Annotated in this window: 22 protein-coding genes; all 22 read right to left on the reverse strand. The window is 68.2% G+C overall.

Going from position 1 to position 16,475, the window contains the following annotated elements:
• Window positions 1–25: 25 nt before the first annotated feature.
• On the reverse strand, window positions 26–310 hold the full coding sequence (gene rpsQ / locus MT346_RS15755; protein WP_243564036.1) for a 30S ribosomal protein S17: 285 nt from the start codon (window positions 308–310) through the stop codon (window positions 26–28).
• Complete coding sequence (gene rpmC, locus MT346_RS18195) at window positions 310–630, reverse strand: 50S ribosomal protein L29 (RefSeq protein WP_056121427.1); 321 nt, start codon at window positions 628–630, stop codon at window positions 310–312. The genes rpsQ and rpmC overlap by 1 nt, the downstream gene beginning before the upstream one ends.
• Window positions 630–1,049, reverse strand: a complete 420-nt coding sequence (rplP, locus tag MT346_RS15765; protein WP_055950897.1) for a 50S ribosomal protein L16 — start codon at window positions 1,047–1,049, stop codon at window positions 630–632. Before rplP ends, rpmC begins: the two co-directional genes overlap by 1 nt.
• A 2-nt stretch (window positions 1,050–1,051) precedes the next feature.
• The gene (rpsC, locus tag MT346_RS15770) at window positions 1,052–1,852 is read right to left on the reverse strand and encodes a 30S ribosomal protein S3 (protein ID WP_243564037.1); all 801 of its coding nucleotides are present in this window, start codon (window positions 1,850–1,852) and stop codon (window positions 1,052–1,054) included.
• A complete protein-coding gene (gene rplV, locus MT346_RS15775) occupies window positions 1,852–2,244 on the reverse strand; it encodes a 50S ribosomal protein L22 (protein ID WP_243564038.1) in 393 nt (130 codons plus the stop codon). The genes rpsC and rplV overlap by 1 nt, the downstream gene beginning before the upstream one ends.
• Window positions 2,245–2,269: 25 nt before the next feature.
• Window positions 2,270–2,551 (reverse strand): 30S ribosomal protein S19, encoded by a 282-nt coding sequence (rpsS, locus tag MT346_RS15780; RefSeq protein ID WP_017885529.1) that lies wholly within the window; start codon window positions 2,549–2,551, stop codon window positions 2,270–2,272.
• Between the two features lie 11 nt (window positions 2,552–2,562).
• Window positions 2,563–3,402 carry a 50S ribosomal protein L2 gene (rplB, locus tag MT346_RS15785; protein WP_243564039.1) on the reverse strand — a complete coding sequence of 280 codons (840 nt, stop codon included), beginning with the start codon at window positions 3,400–3,402 and terminating at the stop codon, window positions 2,563–2,565.
• An 18-nt stretch (window positions 3,403–3,420) separates the two neighbouring features.
• Complete coding sequence (rplW, locus tag MT346_RS15790; RefSeq protein WP_243564040.1) at window positions 3,421–3,720, reverse strand: 50S ribosomal protein L23; 300 nt, start codon at window positions 3,718–3,720, stop codon at window positions 3,421–3,423.
• Complete coding sequence (gene rplD, locus MT346_RS15795; protein WP_243564041.1) at window positions 3,717–4,376, reverse strand: 50S ribosomal protein L4; 660 nt, start codon at window positions 4,374–4,376, stop codon at window positions 3,717–3,719. The genes rplW and rplD overlap by 4 nt, the downstream gene beginning before the upstream one ends.
• Before the next feature lie 2 nt (window positions 4,377–4,378).
• Complete coding sequence (gene rplC / locus MT346_RS15800) at window positions 4,379–5,035, reverse strand: 50S ribosomal protein L3 (RefSeq protein WP_243564042.1); 657 nt, start codon at window positions 5,033–5,035, stop codon at window positions 4,379–4,381.
• A gap of 13 nt (window positions 5,036–5,048) precedes the next feature.
• Window positions 5,049–5,357: a 30S ribosomal protein S10 gene (gene rpsJ, locus MT346_RS15805; RefSeq protein ID WP_017885534.1), complete on the reverse strand. Its 309-nt coding sequence runs from the start codon at window positions 5,355–5,357 to the stop codon at window positions 5,049–5,051.
• A gap of 618 nt (window positions 5,358–5,975) precedes the next feature.
• Window positions 5,976–6,692 (reverse strand): DarT ssDNA thymidine ADP-ribosyltransferase family protein, encoded by a 717-nt coding sequence (locus MT346_RS15810; RefSeq protein WP_243564043.1) that lies wholly within the window; start codon window positions 6,690–6,692, stop codon window positions 5,976–5,978.
• A 202-nt stretch (window positions 6,693–6,894) separates the two neighbouring features.
• The gene (locus tag MT346_RS15815) at window positions 6,895–7,872 is read right to left on the reverse strand and encodes a DNA topoisomerase IB (RefSeq protein WP_243564044.1); all 978 of its coding nucleotides are present in this window, start codon (window positions 7,870–7,872) and stop codon (window positions 6,895–6,897) included.
• A gap of 59 nt (window positions 7,873–7,931) precedes the next feature.
• A complete protein-coding gene (locus MT346_RS15820) occupies window positions 7,932–8,183 on the reverse strand; it encodes an antitoxin (RefSeq protein WP_243564045.1) in 252 nt (83 codons plus the stop codon).
• Window positions 8,184–8,387: 204 nt separating this feature from the next.
• Window positions 8,388–9,575 (reverse strand): elongation factor Tu, encoded by a 1,188-nt coding sequence (gene tuf, locus MT346_RS15825; RefSeq protein WP_243564046.1) that lies wholly within the window; start codon window positions 9,573–9,575, stop codon window positions 8,388–8,390.
• A gap of 155 nt (window positions 9,576–9,730) precedes the next feature.
• Complete coding sequence (fusA, locus tag MT346_RS15830) at window positions 9,731–11,848, reverse strand: elongation factor G (protein ID WP_243564047.1); 2,118 nt, start codon at window positions 11,846–11,848, stop codon at window positions 9,731–9,733.
• An 87-nt stretch (window positions 11,849–11,935) separates the two neighbouring features.
• Window positions 11,936–12,406, reverse strand: coding sequence for a 30S ribosomal protein S7 (gene rpsG / locus MT346_RS15835; protein WP_056121395.1), 471 nt, complete (start codon window positions 12,404–12,406; stop codon window positions 11,936–11,938).
• Between the two features lie 4 nt (window positions 12,407–12,410).
• The gene (gene rpsL / locus MT346_RS15840) at window positions 12,411–12,779 is read right to left on the reverse strand and encodes a 30S ribosomal protein S12 (protein WP_056121393.1); all 369 of its coding nucleotides are present in this window, start codon (window positions 12,777–12,779) and stop codon (window positions 12,411–12,413) included.
• A 289-nt stretch (window positions 12,780–13,068) separates the two neighbouring features.
• A complete protein-coding gene (locus MT346_RS15845; RefSeq protein WP_243564048.1) occupies window positions 13,069–14,301 on the reverse strand; it encodes a hypothetical protein in 1,233 nt (410 codons plus the stop codon).
• 64 nt (window positions 14,302–14,365) lie between these two features.
• The gene (locus MT346_RS15850; RefSeq protein ID WP_243564049.1) at window positions 14,366–14,788 is read right to left on the reverse strand and encodes a DUF6121 family protein; all 423 of its coding nucleotides are present in this window, start codon (window positions 14,786–14,788) and stop codon (window positions 14,366–14,368) included.
• Between the two features lie 43 nt (window positions 14,789–14,831).
• Entirely contained in the window at window positions 14,832–15,521 is a 690-nt protein-coding gene (locus tag MT346_RS15855) for a hypothetical protein (protein ID WP_243564050.1), read from the reverse strand.
• A gap of 189 nt (window positions 15,522–15,710) precedes the next feature.
• On the reverse strand, window positions 15,711–16,475 hold the full coding sequence (locus tag MT346_RS15860; RefSeq protein ID WP_243564051.1) for a hypothetical protein: 765 nt from the start codon (window positions 16,473–16,475) through the stop codon (window positions 15,711–15,713).

Consider the following 16,475-nt stretch of genomic DNA (forward strand, 5'->3'; position numbering starts at 1 on the left):
TATTTCCGCAAGCGGGCCGCGAGGCCTACTTGGCCTTCTCGAGGATCTCGACCAGGCGCCAGCGCTTGGACGCGCTGAGGGGACGGGTCTCGCTGATCACGACGAGGTCGCCGATGCCGGCCGAACCAGCCTCGTCGTGCGCCTTCACCTTGGAGGTGCGGCGGATGACCTTGCCGTAGAGGGCGTGCTTCACGCGGTCCTCGACCTCGACGACGATGGTCTTGTCCATCTTGTCGCTGGTCACGTAGCCGCGACGCGTCTTGCGGTAGCCGCGGTTGAGGGCGGCGGAGTCCTTCTCTTCGTTCGCCATCAGTTCTCCTCGGCGGTCTCGGCCTCGGCCGACGCGGCGGGCTTGTCAGCCTTCTTCGTCGACTTCTTGGCCTTGGTTGCGGTCTCGACGGGCGCAGGAGTGGCACGGATGCCGAGCTCGCGCTCACGCAGGACGGTGTAGATCCGGGCGATGTCGCGCTTGACGGCACGGAGACGGCCGTGGCTCTCCAGCTGACCGGTGGCCGACTGGAAGCGGAGGTTGAAGAGTTCCTCCTTGGCCTTCTTCAGCTCGTCTGCGAGTCGCTCGTTCTCGAAGGTGTCGAGCTCCGTCGGACGGAGCTCCTTGGAACCGATCGCCATTATGCGTCGCCCTCCTCGCGCTTGATGATGCGTGCCTTGAGGGGCAGCTTGTGAATGGCACGGGTGAGTGCCTCGCGAGCGATCTCGTCGCTCACGCCGGAGAGCTCGAAGAGCACACGGCCCGGCTTGACGTTGGCGACCCACCACTCGGGGGAACCCTTACCGGAACCCATGCGGGTCTCAGCAGGCTTCTTGGTGAGCGGACGGTCCGGGTAGATGTTGATCCACACCTTGCCGCCACGCTTGATGTGACGCGTCATCGCGATACGAGCGGACTCGATCTGACGGTTGGTCACGTAGGCGGGGGTCAGAGCCTGGATGCCGTAGTCACCGAAGGAGACCTTGGTGCCACCGGTGGCCTGACCCGAACGCTTCGGGTGGTGCTGCTTGCGGTGCTTGACTCGACGGGGAATAAGCATGGTTACGCCTCAACTCCTGCGCCGGCCGGCGCGTCCTGCGGGGCCTGCTGCTCGCGACGGTCGCCACCACGACGGTCACCGCGGTCGTTGCGGTCGCCACGCGGGCCTCCGCGACGCTCCGGGCGCGACGAACGCTGGTTCGCCTGCTCGCGAGCGAGCTCCTTGTTCGTGATGTCGCCCTTGTAGATCCAGACCTTCACGCCGATGCGGCCGAAGGTGGTGCGCGCCTCGTAGAAGCCGTAGTCGATGTTCGCGCGGAGGGTGTGCAGCGGCACACGGCCTTCGCGGTAGAACTCCGAGCGCGACATCTCGGCGCCACCGAGACGACCGGCGACCTGGATGCGGACACCCTTGGCACCGGCGCGCTGTGCACCCTGCAGGCCCTTGCGCATGGCGCGACGGAACGCGACACGGGCGGAGAGCTGCTCGGCGATGCCCTGCGCGACGAGCTGGGCCTCGGTCTCGGGGTTCTTGACCTCGAGGATGTTGAGCTGGATCTGCTTCTTGGTGAGCTTCTCGAGCTCACCGCGGATGCGCTCGGCCTCGGCGCCGCGGCGACCGATGACGATGCCCGGACGCGCCGTGTGGATGTCCACGCGGACACGGTCACGGGTGCGCTCGAGCTCGATGCGGGCGACGCCGGCACGGTCGAGGGTCTTCTTCAGGTACTGACGCACCTTGATGTCCTCGGCGACGTAGTCCGCGTACCGCTGACCGACCTTCGTGCTGTCGGTGAACCAGTGCGAGACGTGGTCCGTCGTGATCCCGAGACGGAAGCCGTACGGGTTGACCTTCTGGCCCATTACTTGCTCGCCTTCTTGCTCGTCGCGGCAGCCTCGGCCTCGTCAGGGGTCGCGAGGACCACCGTGATGTGGCTGGTGCGCTTGTTGATCCGGAAGGCACGGCCCTGCGCACGCGGCTGGAAGCGCTTGAGGGTCGTTCCTTCGTCGACGAAGACGCGGCTCACGTAGAGGTCGCGCTCGTCCAGGAAGCTGTTCGCCGAGTCCGCCTTGACACGTGCGTTGGCGATCGCCGAGGCGACCAGCTTGTACACGGGCTCCGAAGCGCCCTGGGGGGCGAACTTCAGGATGGCAAGCGCCTCGTGGGCCTGCTTGCCGCGGATCAGCTCGATGACGCGACGGGCCTTCTGAGGCGTGACGCGGATGTGTCGCACGCGTGCGATCGACTCCACCATTTCGTTCCTCCTCTTCGTCGCCGCCTTAGCGGCGACGGCCCTTCTTGTCGTCCTTCACGTGACCGCGGAAGGTACGGGTCGGCGCGAACTCGCCGAGCTTGTGACCGACCATCGACTCGGTGACGAACACCGGGATGTGCTTGCGCCCGTCGTGCACCGCGATGGTGTGACCGAGCATGTTCGGCACGATCATCGAACGACGCGACCACGTACGGATCACGTTCTTCGTGTTGGCCTCGTTCTGCGTGACGACCTTGCGAAGCAGGTGCTCGTCGACGAAGGGGCCCTTCTTCAGACTGCGTGGCATCTTCTGAACTCCTACTTGCGCTTCTTGCCGGCGTTACGGCGACGGACGATGAGCTTGTCGCTCGGCTTGTTCGACTTGCGCGTGCGACCCTCGGACTGGCCCCAGGGGCTGACCGGGTGACGGCCACCGGACGTCTTGCCCTCACCACCACCGTGCGGGTGGTCGATCGGGTTCATCGCGACACCACGAACGGTCGGGCGGACGCCCTTCCAGCGCATGCGGCCGGCCTTGCCCCAGTTGATGTTCGACTGCTCGGCGTTGCCGACCTCGCCGATCGTGGCGCGGCAGCGGGCGTCGACGTTGCGGACCTCGCCCGACGGCAGACGGAGCTGCGCGTAGGGGCCGTCCTTGGCGACGAGACGCACCGAGGCGCCGGCCGAACGCGCGAGCTTGGCGCCGCCACCGGGGCGGAGCTCGATCGCGTGGATGACCGTACCCACGGGGATGTTGCGCAGCGGCAGGTTGTTGCCGGGCTTGATGTCAGCACCGGCGCCCTGCTCGACGACGTCGCCCTGCTTGAGCTTGTTCGGCGCGAGGATGTAGCGCTTGGTGCCGTCCACGAAGTGCAGGAGCGCGATGCGCGCCGTGCGGTTCGGGTCGTACTCGATGTGCGCGACCTTGGCGTCCACGCCGTCCTTGTCGTGACGACGGAAGTCGATCACGCGGTACTGGCGCTTGTGGCCACCACCGATGTGGCGGGTGGTGATGCGGCCCGAGCTGTTGCGGCCACCGGTCTTCGGCAGCGGGCGAAGCAGGGACTTCTCCGGGGTCGAGCGGGTGATCTCGGCGAAGTCGGAGACCGAGGAGCCACGACGACCAGGGGTCGTCGGCTTGTAGTTACGAATAGCCATGATTTATCCCTCTGGTCCTCAGCCGACAGCCGTGAAGATGTCGATCGAACCGGACTTGAGCGTCACGATGGCACGCTTGGTGTCCTTGCGCTTGCCCAGACCGAACTTGGTACGGCGGGTCTTGCCCGGACGGTTCAGCGTGTTGATGCCGGCGACCTTGACGTTGAAGATCTTCTCGATCGCGAGCTTGATCTCGGTCTTGTTCGCGCGGGGGTCCACGATGAACGTGTACTTGCCCTGGTCGATGAGCGCGTAGCTCTTCTCCGACACGACCGGCGAGATGATGATGTCGCGCGGGTCCTTGTTGAAGCCGCTCATGCGGTGATCTCCTTCGCGGTCTTCGACGCGATGAAGGCGTCGAGGGCGCTCTTGCTGAAGACGATGGTGTCCGACACGAGGACGTCGTAGGCGTTCAGCTGGCCGTACGAGAGCGCGTGGACGTTCGGCAGGTTGCGGATCGACTTGAGCGTCAGCTCGTCGTCCGACTCGAGCACGACGAGCACGTTCTTGACGGGCGCGACCTTCTCGAGCAGCGTGCGTGCGGTCTTGGTCGACGGCACCTCGGCGGCGACGAAGCCCTCCACAGCGGCGATGCGGCCACCGCGGGCGCGGTCCGAGAGCGAGCCGAGCAGGGCTGCGGCGATCATCTTCTTCGGGGTGCGCTGCGAGTAGTCGCGCGGGGTCGGTCCGTGGACGACGCCACCACCGGTGTGCTCCGGAGCGCGGACCGAACCCTGACGGGCGCGGCCGGTGCCCTTCTGCTTGAACGGCTTGCGACCGGCACCGCGGACTTCGCCGCGGTTCTTGGTCTTGTGGGTGCCCTGACGCGACGCGGCGCGCTGCGCGGTGACGACCTGGTGGATCAGCGGGACGTTGGTCTCGACGTCGAAGAGCTCGGCGGGGAGCTCGACGGTGCCGGACTTGACCCCCGATGCGTCGAGGACGTCGATCGTGGTTGCGGTCGTGGTGGCCATGATCACTTACCCTTCACGGCGGTGCGGACGAAGACGGAGCGGCCACGAGCACCGGGGACGGCGCCCTTGACGAGCAGCAGACCCTTCTCGGCGTCGACGGCGTGCACCGTGAGGTTGAGGACGGTGACGCGCTCGCCACCCATGCGACCCGCCATGCGCATGCCCTTGAAGACACGCGACGGGGTCGAGGAAGCACCGATCGAACCGGGCTTGCGGTGGTTGCGGTGCGCACCGTGCGATGCGCCCACGCCGTGGAAGCCGTGGCGCTTCATGACACCCGCGAAGCCCTTGCCCTTGCTCGTGCCGACGACGTCGACCTTCGCGCCGGCCTCGAACGTGGCGTCGACGGTGAGCTCCTGGCCCAGCGTGTACTCGCTCGCGTCCGACGTGCGGATCTCGGTGAGGGTGCGGCGCGGGGTGACCCCGGCGGCCTCGAAGTGGCCGGCGGCCGGCTTGTTCACCTTGCGGGGGTCGATCTGGCCCGCGGCGATCTGGATCGCCTCGTAGCCGTCGCGCTCGACGTTGCGGATCTGGGTGACCACGTTCGGGCCGACCTCGATCACGGTGACGGGGATGAACTTGTTGTTCTCGTCCCACACCTGGGTCATCCCGAGCTTCTTGCCGAGGAGGCCCTTGACGGTCTTGGTTGTGTTCGCCATCAGTGCAGCCCCCTTACAGCTTGATCTCGATGTTGACGTCGGCCGGCAGGTCGAGACGCATGAGCGAGTCGACGGCCTTCGGCGTCGGGTCGACGATGTCGATGACGCGCTTGTGCGTGCGCTTCTCGAAGTGCTCGCGCGAGTCCTTGTACTTGTGAGGGGAACGGATCACGGCGATCACGTTCTTCTCGGTGGGGAGCGGCACCGGGCCGACCACGGTCGCACCGGCACGGGTCACCGTGTCGACGATCTTCCGGGCCGACGTGTCGATGACCTCGTGGTCGTACGACTTGAGCCGGATGCGGATCTTCTGTCCCGCCATGTGTTCTCTGTCCTCTCTGCGCCGCGCACCCTCAGGCCGCCTGACACCGCCTGGATCCGCCCTGTGCGGATCTGGCTGTTTACGTGGAACCGGGCGCATCCACGGGGGATGTCCGCTGTTCTCCTGTCAACCGCGCGGGCGGTCATGCTGTCGTGCACATGGCGGCCCGCGTGGACGTGTCGTCTCCACACACACCGGCTGGCCGGCGTGGTCTGGGGATTCGACGTGTGTTCTGCTGCCTGCGGCCCAACCCAGCTCTGCTGGACAGAGGGGTTGTGCACTGCCAGAGCAGTGATCCCCGCGAGCGCGAACCCACGGAGAATTCCGGAACCGGACAAGTCTCCCATAGGGGCACCATCCGTGCAACCCGGGCGTGTCGCGCAGTTCCGGGCGTGTCGCTCCGGAGGGACTTCCGCAGCCCGCCGCGGAAGCACCGCCCTGGAGGCCCGGCTCGGTTCCGCCCCGCACGGTGCCCTGTCGGGACCCACGCCACGGACGCATCGCGCCCCCGGACGGACGTCGCGCCCCCGTGGAACGGGGTGCGATGTCCACGCGGGGGCGCGACGTGCGAGCGGGGCGACCGGCGGCCCGCCTGCGGCGGTCCACCGGTCGGTGGTCTCAGTCCTCGTCGGGGACCACGGGTGGGACGAACCACGGCGGGAAGACCGCGACGCGGGGGGCGTGTCCGCCGTGCTCGGACAGGATGTCCTTCACCGCGTGCCGCGTCCGGTCGTTCGGGACGCCGATGACCGCGACCGACGAGAACGGCACGCTCGGCCCGGCCAGGACCTCGAGGCCGTGCATCTCCGGGTCGGTCAGGTCCGTGCGTCGCAGCAGGTTCGCCGCGGCTTCCGGGCCCACGGCGAAGCGGGCATCGTCGGCATCGGCATCGGTGTCCGCCAGGATCACGGACGCGCCGAACGCCGCCGTGGGCACGACGAGCACGACGAAGTCGATCCCCTTGGCGTGACGCGCGGCCTCGGACCACCGGGTCTCGTCGTGGGCACCACGGCGCACCTCGTCCCACCGGGCGCCGTCCGGCGAGAGCGAGAACGGGACGTGCGCTGCCACCGGTGAGCCGTCGGGAGCGGTCGCGGCCGCACGACGTGCACGCAGTTCCGGGGAGCTGATGTCGTACGAGGGCGTCACGCGGTCGGCGGCGGTGATCGCCTGGTCGGCGACGATGCCGTCGAAGTTGTCGATGTGGGTGACGTGGTGCGCGCGCAGCGTCCCGAACACCCGCGCCGCGGGCATCTCGGGTTCCGCGACACGCAGAGCCGTGGCCTTCGCCCGCGCCGGCGAACCGCCAGGGGTCGACCGGAGCGAGGTGCTCACGCGGGTGCGCCGTGGCGCAGGGGTCTTGGGGACGTCCGGCAGGTCGCGCTGTCGCGGCGCGCAGATGTCGCAGAGTTCAGTGGGGAATCCGTGGATGCACTCGTCGGTCACGACTGGTGTGGGTCCTTCCGTGCCGCGTGGGGGTGGAACGGCACAAGGGTCAACGCTACGTCATCGGGGCCCGATTGCGGCACCGATCCGCTCATCGGCGGTACAGCAGCGCCCGGACCTCGGACTCCGCGGCGTGGAGTCGGGCCGGATCGATGGTCTCGCCGTGCTCGTAGGCGTCGAGCAGGCGGGGGTCGATGTAGCTCGCCCGCGCGACGGTCGGGGTGTTGCCGAGGACGTCGCTCGCGGCCTGTACCGCGTGCGACACCGCGCGCTTCCGTTTCGTCGCTGCCGACTGCGAGCCCGTCTGCGCCAGGTCGATCGCGGCCGCCACCGTGCCGTGCAGCGTCCGGAAGTCCTTCGCCGTGAACTCGTCGCCGGCGCGCTCCTTGACGTAGGCGTTGATCTCCTCTGCCGTCAGCGGCTCCCACCGGGCGCCGCGGGTGCGGCGGTAGGACAGCAGTCGTGCGGTGGGGCCCCGACGCTGCATCCCGACGATGACCTTCGCCAGGTCCGCGTCGTGGATCGACGACGACCACTCCTGGTGGCTCTTGCCGGGGAAGGCGAGCTCGATGTCGGCCCCGGAGACCGTCGCGTGCGCACAGAGCAGCGTCGACAGTCCGCGGCTGCCGTGCTCGGTCGCGTAGCGTTCGGACCCGACCCGCAGCGAACCCTGGTCGAGCATCCGGAACGCCGCCGCCAGTGACCGCCGTTGGTCCGGTTCGGGGCGCCGCAGGTCCTGCGTGACCATCCGTCGTGCGCTCGGGAGCGACTCCGCCAGACCGAGCGCCCGGTCGTACTTGATCTTGTCCATCCGGTCCCGCCACGACGGGTGGTACATGTACTGCCGACGACCCGCACCGTCGATGCCCGTCGCCAGGATGTGACCGTTCGCGTAGGGCGAGATCCAGACGTCGTCCCAGGCCGGCGGGATCACGAACTCCTCGAGCCGCGCACGGATCGCCGGGTCGGTGACCGTGGCGCCGTCGGGGTCGCGGTAGGTGAACCCGCGCCCGCTGCGGAGCCGGTGGTAGCCACGACCGTTGGTCTTGGATCTGCGGAGACGTGTCACCCGTCGAGCCAACACGGCCCGGGCTGGACGTGGGCACGGCCGGGGTCCTCAGCCGGTGGTCACTCCTTGCCGACGTGCTCGTCGACGGTGTCCGCGGCGTCGTCGACCTGCTCGTCGAACCGGCCGCCCGTGACCTTCTTGATGCCGTCCGCGAGCCCGTGGATGATCTTGTCGGAGACGTCCTCGACCTTGTCGCTCTTGAGAGCCTCTTCGATCTTGTCCTTGTTCGCATCGACGAAGGCCTTGGCCTTGTCGGTGACCTCTTCCGCCTTGGCGGACACGTTCTTCTGCAGGTCGTCGAAGCTGCTCATGATGTCTCCACGTCGGGGCCGGACACTCCGACCCTCTGGCCCTCATGCTGCCCCGTTCCGCACCGTCTGTCCACGGACCGCGGGAGAACACCCGGCGACGGCGCGGGAACACGACAGCGGAGCCGGGAACACGACAGCGGGGCCCGGAAAACGACAGCGGGGCCGAGCCCGAAGGCCCGACCCCGCTGCAACAGGTGACGAGAATTACTTGATGATCGTCTCGACCGTACCGGCACCGACCGTACGACCACCCTCGCGGATGGCGAAACGGAGGCCCTCTTCCATGGCGATCGGCTGGATCAGCTCGACCGTCATCGAAACGGTGTCGCCGGGCATGACCATCTCGGTGCCCTCGGGCAGCGTGATGACGCCGGTGACGTCCGTGGTGCGGAAGTAGAACTGCGGGCGGTAGTTCGCGTAGAACGGGTTGTGACGACCGCCCTCTTCCTTGTTCAGGATGTACGCGTTCGCCTTGAACTCGGTGTGCGGCGTGACCGAACCCGGCTTCACGACGACCTGGCCGCGCTCGACGTCCTCGCGCTTGAGGCCACGGATGAGCAGACCGGTGTTGTCACCGGCGACTGCCTTGTCCAGCAGCTTGCGGAACATCTCGATGCCCGTGACCGTGGTCTTCTGGGTCGCCTTGATGCCGACGATCTCGACCTCGGAGTTGAGGTCCAGCTCGCCACGCTCGACGCGGCCGGTGACGACGGTGCCACGACCGGTGATCGTGAAGACGTCCTCGATCGGCATCAGGAAGGGCTGGTCGGTGGCGCGGATCGGGTCCGGCACGCTCTCGTCGACAGCGGCCATGAGGTCCTGGACGGACTTGACCCACTTCTCGTCGCCCTCGAGCGCCTTGAGCGCCGAGACCTGCACGACGGGGGCGTCCTCGTCGAACTCCTGCGAGCCGAGGAGCTCGCGGACCTCGAGCTCGACGAGCTCGAGGATCTCTTCGTCGTCCACCATGTCGGACTTGTTCAGCGCGACGACGATGTAGGGCACGCCGACCTGGCGGGCGAGCAGCACGTGCTCACGCGTCTGGGGCATGGGACCGTCGGTGGCGGCGACCACGAGGATCGCGCCGTCCATCTGGGCCGCACCGGTGATCATGTTCTTCACGTAGTCAGCGTGACCAGGAGCGTCGACGTGCGCGTAGTGGCGCTTCTCCGTCTGGTACTCGACGTGCGAGATGTTGATCGTGATGCCGCGCTGGCGCTCTTCGGGAGCGTTGTCGATCTGAGCGAAGTCGCGGGCCTCGTTGAGGTCCGGGTACTGGTCGTGCAGAACCTTGGTGATCGCCGCCGTGAGCGTGGTCTTGCCGTGGTCGACGTGACCGATGGTTCCGATGTTGACGTGCGGCTTGGTGCGCTCGAACTTGGCCTTGGCCACTGTGGGTCCTCCTCAGGACTCGGATGCGGCACCCCCGGGGGCATCCCGGTCGGGATGCGAGCGAGTGGTCCGCGGTGTGTGTGTCTTTTACTGTACTTGGTGGCGAGGGGCCCGTCGCCGGGCGCCCTCGCCTGTGGAGAACACGCTCGGAAGCGTTATTCGCCCTTGGCCTTCGCGACGATCTCCTCGGCGACGTTCGACGGGACCTGGTTGTAGGTCTCGAAGGTCATCGAGTAGACGGCACGACCGGAGGTCTTCGAACGAAGGTCTCCGACGTAGCCGAACATCTCGGACAGCGGCACGCTCGCGCGGACCACCTTGACGCCCGAGGCGTCCTCCATCGCGGCGATGTTGCCACGACGGGAGCTGAGGTCACCGATCACGTCGCCCATGTACTCCTCGGGCGTGCGGACCTCGACGGCCATGATCGGCTCGAGGATGACCGGACCGGCCTTGCGGGCCGCTTCCTTGTACGCGATCGAGCCGGCGATCTTGAACGCCATCTCGGACGAGTCGACGTCGTGCGCCGCGCCGTCCTTGAGGGTCGCCTTCACGCCCACCGTCGGGTAGCCGGCGAGGATGCCGACCTGCATCGCGTCCTGGATGCCGGCGTCCACCGAGGGGATGTACTCGCGGGGGACGCGTCCACCGGTGACGGCGTTGACGAACTCGTAGACCTTCTCGGAGGTGACCTCCATCGGCTCGAGCGCGATCTGCACCTTCGCGAACTGACCGGAGCCACCGGTCTGCTTCTTGTGGGTGTAGTCGTAGCGCTCGACGACCTTCGTCAGGGTCTCGCGGTAGGCCACCTGGGGCTTGCCGACGTTGGCCTCGACGTGGAACTCACGCTTCATGCGGTCGACCAGGATGTCGAGGTGGAGCTCGCCCATGCCCTTGATCGTGGTCTGACCGGTCTCCGGGTTGAGCTCGACGCGGAACGTCGGGTCCTCTTCGGCGAGCTTCTGGATGGCCGTGGAGAGCTTCTCCTGGTCGGCCTTGGTCTTCGGCTCGATCGCGACCTCGATGACGGGCTCGGGGAACGTCATCGACTCGAGGACGACCTGGTCCTGCGGGTCGCAGAGCGTGTCGCCGGTGGTCGTGTCCTTGAGGCCGATGACCGCGTAGATGTGACCGGCGGTGACGGCGTCGACCGGGTTCTCCTTGTTGGAGTGCATCTGGAAGATCTTGCCGATGCGCTCCTTCTTGCCCTTGGTCGAGTTGATGACCTGTGCACCGGACTCGATGTGGCCGGAGTACACGCGGACGTAGGTCAGACGACCGAAGAACGGGTGCACCGCGACCTTGAAGGCGAGCGCGGAGAAGGGCTCGGAGGCCTCCGGCTTGCGGATGATCTCCTTCTCTTCGTCCTTGACGTCGTGACCGATCATCGGCGGGACGTCGAGGGGCGACGGCAGGTAGTCGATGACCGCGTCGAGCATCGGCTGGACGCCGCGGTTCTTGAAGGCAGAACCACAGAGGACCGGGTAGATCTCGCTGTTGACCGTGAGCTGACGGATTGCGGCCTTGATCTCGGCGACCGAGAAGTCGGTGTCGCCCTCGAGGTAGCGCTCCATGAGCTCGTCGTTGGCTTCGGCCACGCGCTCGATGAGCTTCTCGCGGTACTCCGCAGCACGGTCGGCGAGGTCCGCGGGGATCTCCTCGATCTCGTACTTGGCGCCCATCTGGACGTCACCCTTCGCGTCGCCGCGCCAGGTGAGTGCCCGCATCTCGACCAGGTCGACGACGCCCTCGAACGAGGACTCCGCACCGATCGGGAGCTGTAGGACCAGGGGCTCTGCGCCGAGGCGGTTCACGATCGTGTCGACGGTGAAGTAGAAGTCCGCGCCGAGCTTGTCCATCTTGTTGACGAAGCAGATGCGCGGGACGTTGTACTTGTCCGCCTGACGCCACACGGTCTCGGACTGGGGCTCGACGCCCTCTTTCCCGTCGAAGACGGCGACGGCACCGTCGAGGACGCGGAGCGAGCGCTCCACCTCGACCGTGAAGTCGACGTGACCCGGGGTGTCGATGATGTTGATCTGGTTGTTGTCCCAGAAGCAGGTCGTCGCGGCCGACGTGATCGTGATGCCGCGTTCCTGCTCCTGCGCCATCCAGTCCATGGTGGCTGCGCCGTCGTGGACTTCACCGATCTTGTGCGTGATGCCCGTGTAGAACAGGATGCGCTCGGTGGTCGTGGTCTTGCCAGCATCGATGTGCGCCATGATGCCGATGTTGCGGACCTTGTTCAGGTCGGTGAGCACGTCCTGTGCCACAGGGTTCCTCCGGAAGAGTTGTAGGAGAGGTTGGCGTCCGTCCGGGCGCCGGGGTTCTTGACCGCCGGCGCCCGGACAGTGCCGGGACTACCAGCGGTAGTGCGCGAAGGCCTTGTTCGACTCGGCCATCTTGTGGGTGTCTTCACGACGCTTGACAGCGGCGCCGAGACCGTTCGACGCGTCGAGGATCTCGTTCATGAGACGCTCGGTCATCGTCTTCTCGCGGCGGGCCTTGGCGTACGAGGTCAGCCAGCGCAGGGCCAGCGTGTTCGCACGGTGCGGCTTGACCTCGACCGGGACCTGGTAGGTCGAGCCACCGACGCGGCGGCTGCGGACCTCGAGGGTCGGTCGGACGTTGTCGAGCGCCTTCTTGAGCGTGACGACGGCATCCTGCTGGTTCTTGGCGGTCACGCCTTCGAGTGCGTCGTAGACGATGCGCTCGGCGAGACCCTTCTTGCCGTCCAGGAGGATCTTGTTGACGAGCTGGCTGACGATCGGTGCGCCGTAGACGGGGTCTGCGACGACGGGGCGCTTGGGGGCCGGTCCCTTACGAGGCATGTTCTCAACCCTTCTTCGCGCCGTAGCGGCTACGCGCCTGCTTGCGGTTCTTGACGGCCTGCGTGTCGAGCGCGCCGCGGATGATCTTGTAGCGCACGCCGGGCAGGTCCTTCACACGACCGCCGCGGACGAGCACCATCGAGTGCTCCTGCAGGTTGTGGCCCTCACCGGGGATGTAGGCCGTGACCTCGGTACCGTTCGAGAGCTTCACACGAGCGACCTTGCGCAGTGCCGAGTTGGGCTTCTTGGGGGTGGTGGTGTAGACGCGGGTGCACACGCCACGCTGCTGGGGGTTCGCCTTCAGCGCCGGGGCCTTGGTCTTGACGACCTTGGGGCTCCGACCCTTGCGAACGAGCTGCTGGATGGTAGGCAACTGTTCTCCTGGTTCTCGCTCGTGTTCTCTGGCCGACGCGGTCCGTCGGCATCCTCGCCCACGCAGACGTCGGCCGATTCGGCAGACGTGGATCGGGGGCGGACTGTCCGGATCGAGGTCATCGACCCGCCGGACATGGGGGCGCGCCCGAAGGCGCACACCCGGAAGAGCCTACCTGTGGTACCCCGTGGGGTCAATCCCAGCCATCCCCGCGCGGCGCGCGTCCGCTGAGGGGTGAGCCGGGCCTCCAGTCCGGTGCGCGACGTCGTCGTCGCACACCCCGCCCCGGTCAGGAACCGGTGTCCGAGGCGCCGTTGCCGACGGCCGACGCGAACGTCGCACCGCTGTCCGAGAAGCCCGTGATGTAGCCGCTGGCGTTGACGTTGATCGGCCCGGCAGTGGCCGTCCCGGCCCCCGACGGCCCGGTGAAGTCGGCCGTGTAGGTCGCGGACCCGAACGACGACGTCGTGATCGTCCACCCCTTGGGCAGCCACTCGCCGACCGTGACGGTGGGTCGCGAGTCGAGCGTCCACTTCTGGTTCGTGTACGTGTTCGCCGGGTTCTCGCCGTAGGCGTAGAAGCTGCACCCCTCGGGCTTGGTCGAGGTGGACGCGATGCAGCGGTCGACCCAGGCGTTGACGGCGTCGGTCGCGGCCTGCTTGCCGGCATCGGTCATCTCGGTGGTCAGAGAGACCGGGCTGCCGGTGGAGCTGCCGAACCCGCGGACCGCCGCCGTCTCGGTGGGCGCGGAGAACCACTTGCCCCCATCGACCGCGACGGCGTAGGCGCCGGGCAGTGCCGAGAGCGTCAGCCCACCGGACGAATCCGTGCGCTCCCGCTGGCCGGCGACCGTCACCGTCGTGTTCGGCGGCCCCTGGACCGTCAGGTCCACCGCGCCCAGACGGGGAGCCTGCAGCTTCCAGATCGGGAACACGCCCCAGTCGGCGCCGGTCTTGTCGAGCGTGAAGGTCGCGGGGACCTGGCGACCCGCCTGCGTCAGGTAGGCGCTGACCGTGGCCGTGTCACCGTCCGGCTGCACCGCGGTGATGCGGTAGCCCGTCACGCGGTCCTTCGCCTTGGCGTAGGCGGCGTCGGTGAGCAGGACGTCGGACTTGGTGTGCCGGATGCCGGCCGATCGGAGGGCGTCGTCGACCTTGCCCGCGGACAGGTCGTCGAGGAACGCCCGGACCGGACGGTCGGCGGAGTGCGAGTCGGTCTGCACCGAGTAGCCCACGACGCCGGCGACCAGCAGGAGCACGACGGCCGCACCACCGGCGATGATGCCGATCAGGGGGCCGCGGCCCAGGCGACGACGCGGACGCGGCAGCACGCTCGGAGCCGCCGGACCCACGGCCGGGGCTTCGTGGGTGCCGGAGATCGCGCCGACGTGCGGCACCGATCCCCAGCCACCGGGAGCCGTCGCGCCCGCAGTCGGCGCACCGTACGCCGGTGCACCCGCAGCCGGCGCACTCTGCGTTTCAGGCGTGTCAGGCGTGTCGGGCGAGGTCGGCTGATCGGTCATGGGTCCCCCGTTGTGTCACCGTCGGGTTGGCGACCCGACACCAGCAGCCTAGCGGCGACCGACGTCAGTGGGAGGGCGTCGTCTGCCGTCGGGCGAGGGCGATCGCCCCCACCACGACCAGGATGGCGACGACGACGGAGCCGACCACGAACGGCCCGAGGGCGTAGCCGGCCGGGAAGACCAGGAGCTCGGTGACGTCACGGCGGATCAGCGCGTACCCGACGGCGCCGACCCCGAGCATGACGAGGTACGTGGTGGCGGCGGCGACCAGCCCGGTCACGCCGGGGTTGCCCTCGCGGATGCCGAGCCCCGTGGCCACGAACACGACCACCGCACCCCCGATGACCATCGCGGGGCCGAGGTACGGGGTGGCGTCGGTCTGCGCGATGACCTCGACGTTCGCGAGCAGGGCTTCGAACCCGGTCACCGCGATCACCAGGGCGATGAAGAGGACGGACGTCATCGTCGCCACGAGCCATCGGGACATGCAGCGATCGTATCGCCGGGCAGTGACCCTTGCGGCCGCGAGGTCAGCGGACGCGGTCTGCCCGGTCGTCCGCGGTGGCCTGGTCGCGTGCCGTGCCGTCGCTGGTCGCGCCGGTCTCGCTGGCTGCGTTGGCCGCGCCGGCTGCGCGGGCTGCGCGGGCTGCGCCGGCGCGATGCTGCTGCTGGGCCGCGTTGACGAGGGCCAGGGCGATGGTCGCCGTGATCACCGGCACGCTGGCGGTCATCGGTGCGGCCGGTCCGGGCTGGAGGCTCGGTGCAACGTCCGCCTGGTCCGTCACGGTCGACGCGGCCTGGAGGCCCGGGGGCGCGTCCGTCGGGTCCGTCGCGGCCGACGCGGCCTGGAGGCCGGGGGACGCGTCCGTCGGGTCCGTCGCTGCCGCGTCGGGCTGGTGGACGGCGGGGCCGATCACGGGCAGCACCGCGGTCGTCGCCGCCAGCTCGGTCGAGCGTTCGACCAGCGGCACGAGACCGGACCGTCGTGCGATGCGTCGCGCTCTGGCCATGCGGACCAGGACGACGACGGCGACGACCGCCCAGATGCCGTTCACCATCGTGGACGGGACGGCGTGGTGAGCGGCGACGTTGATCGCGACCGAGACCCCTCCGACGAGGTTGAACAGCTGGTAGACGGGGCCGTTCGGGAGCTTGCCTGTTGAGAACAGGATGTAACCAGCAAGGACGGTTACGGCTCCGAACCAGCCGAGGAATTCCACGATTCCAGACAACACGCGCGACTCCGGGCACGACGAGGAACGCCCGGATCGAGCCGGCCGTTCGAGAGGGTGAGGCGAGCCACGAGACGCGGCATCAGGAGCATCGTACGCACAACGACAGGCGTTGCGGAAGAGGACTCGGCGTGGTGTGGACGACCCCAGTTGGCGGGGTGTTGTGGAGGAGCGGTGTCAGCCCGCGGCGGGGGCGGCGGACGATGCCGGGGTGGCCTCGCCTGCCGCTTCCGTCGCCGTCGCCGTCGCCGTCGCCGACTCTGCGTGGACGACGTACACGTACCCGGCCAGCGACCAGGACTGCGATCCGACCGTGGCCTCCTTCGCGGTCTGTGACAGCGAGTCGACCAGGAACAGACGGTCCCCGTGCTGCAGCCGTCCCGCCAGGTCGAGCGCCTGATGGTAGCTGCTGACGTCGACGGCCACGGTGACCGGCATCATGTCGAACGTGCTCGAGGTGATCTGCGGGTTGCGGTACGGCTGCGGAGCTGCGGGCGTCGGCGGAGCCGACGGGGCTGCCGCTGGTGCGGACGTGGCCGTCGCGGCGTCGGTGGGTGTACCACCGTCGCCCGATGTGCCGCCGTCGGTGGACGTCGGGGCGTAGGCCTGCAACGCACCGAACGTCAGGGAGGTCAGCGTGGCCCCCGAACCCGACACCGCGTCGTCGACCTGTCGGGTGAATCCGGCCGTGTCAGCAGTCGCCGGCACGGAGCGACGCAACTGCTCGAGGGTCGACTTCGATGCGTCGAGCTCCGTGAACTCCTGCTCGAGCTGCTGCAACACCACGCGGTTGTCCTGGTTCGTGGCCTCGATGGTCGATCGCTGGGTGTCGTCGGTCGACGCGGAGGCGAGCTGTGGCTGGATCCCGAAGAACCACCCGCCCGCCACCATGGCGACGGCCGCGAGGACCGCTCCGATGACGGAGAACTTGTGCTTGTCCAT

Origin of the sequence: Curtobacterium sp. VKM Ac-2922 (assembly GCF_022815645.1) — a bacterium.
Classification (GTDB): Bacteria; Actinomycetota; Actinomycetes; order Actinomycetales; family Microbacteriaceae; genus Curtobacterium.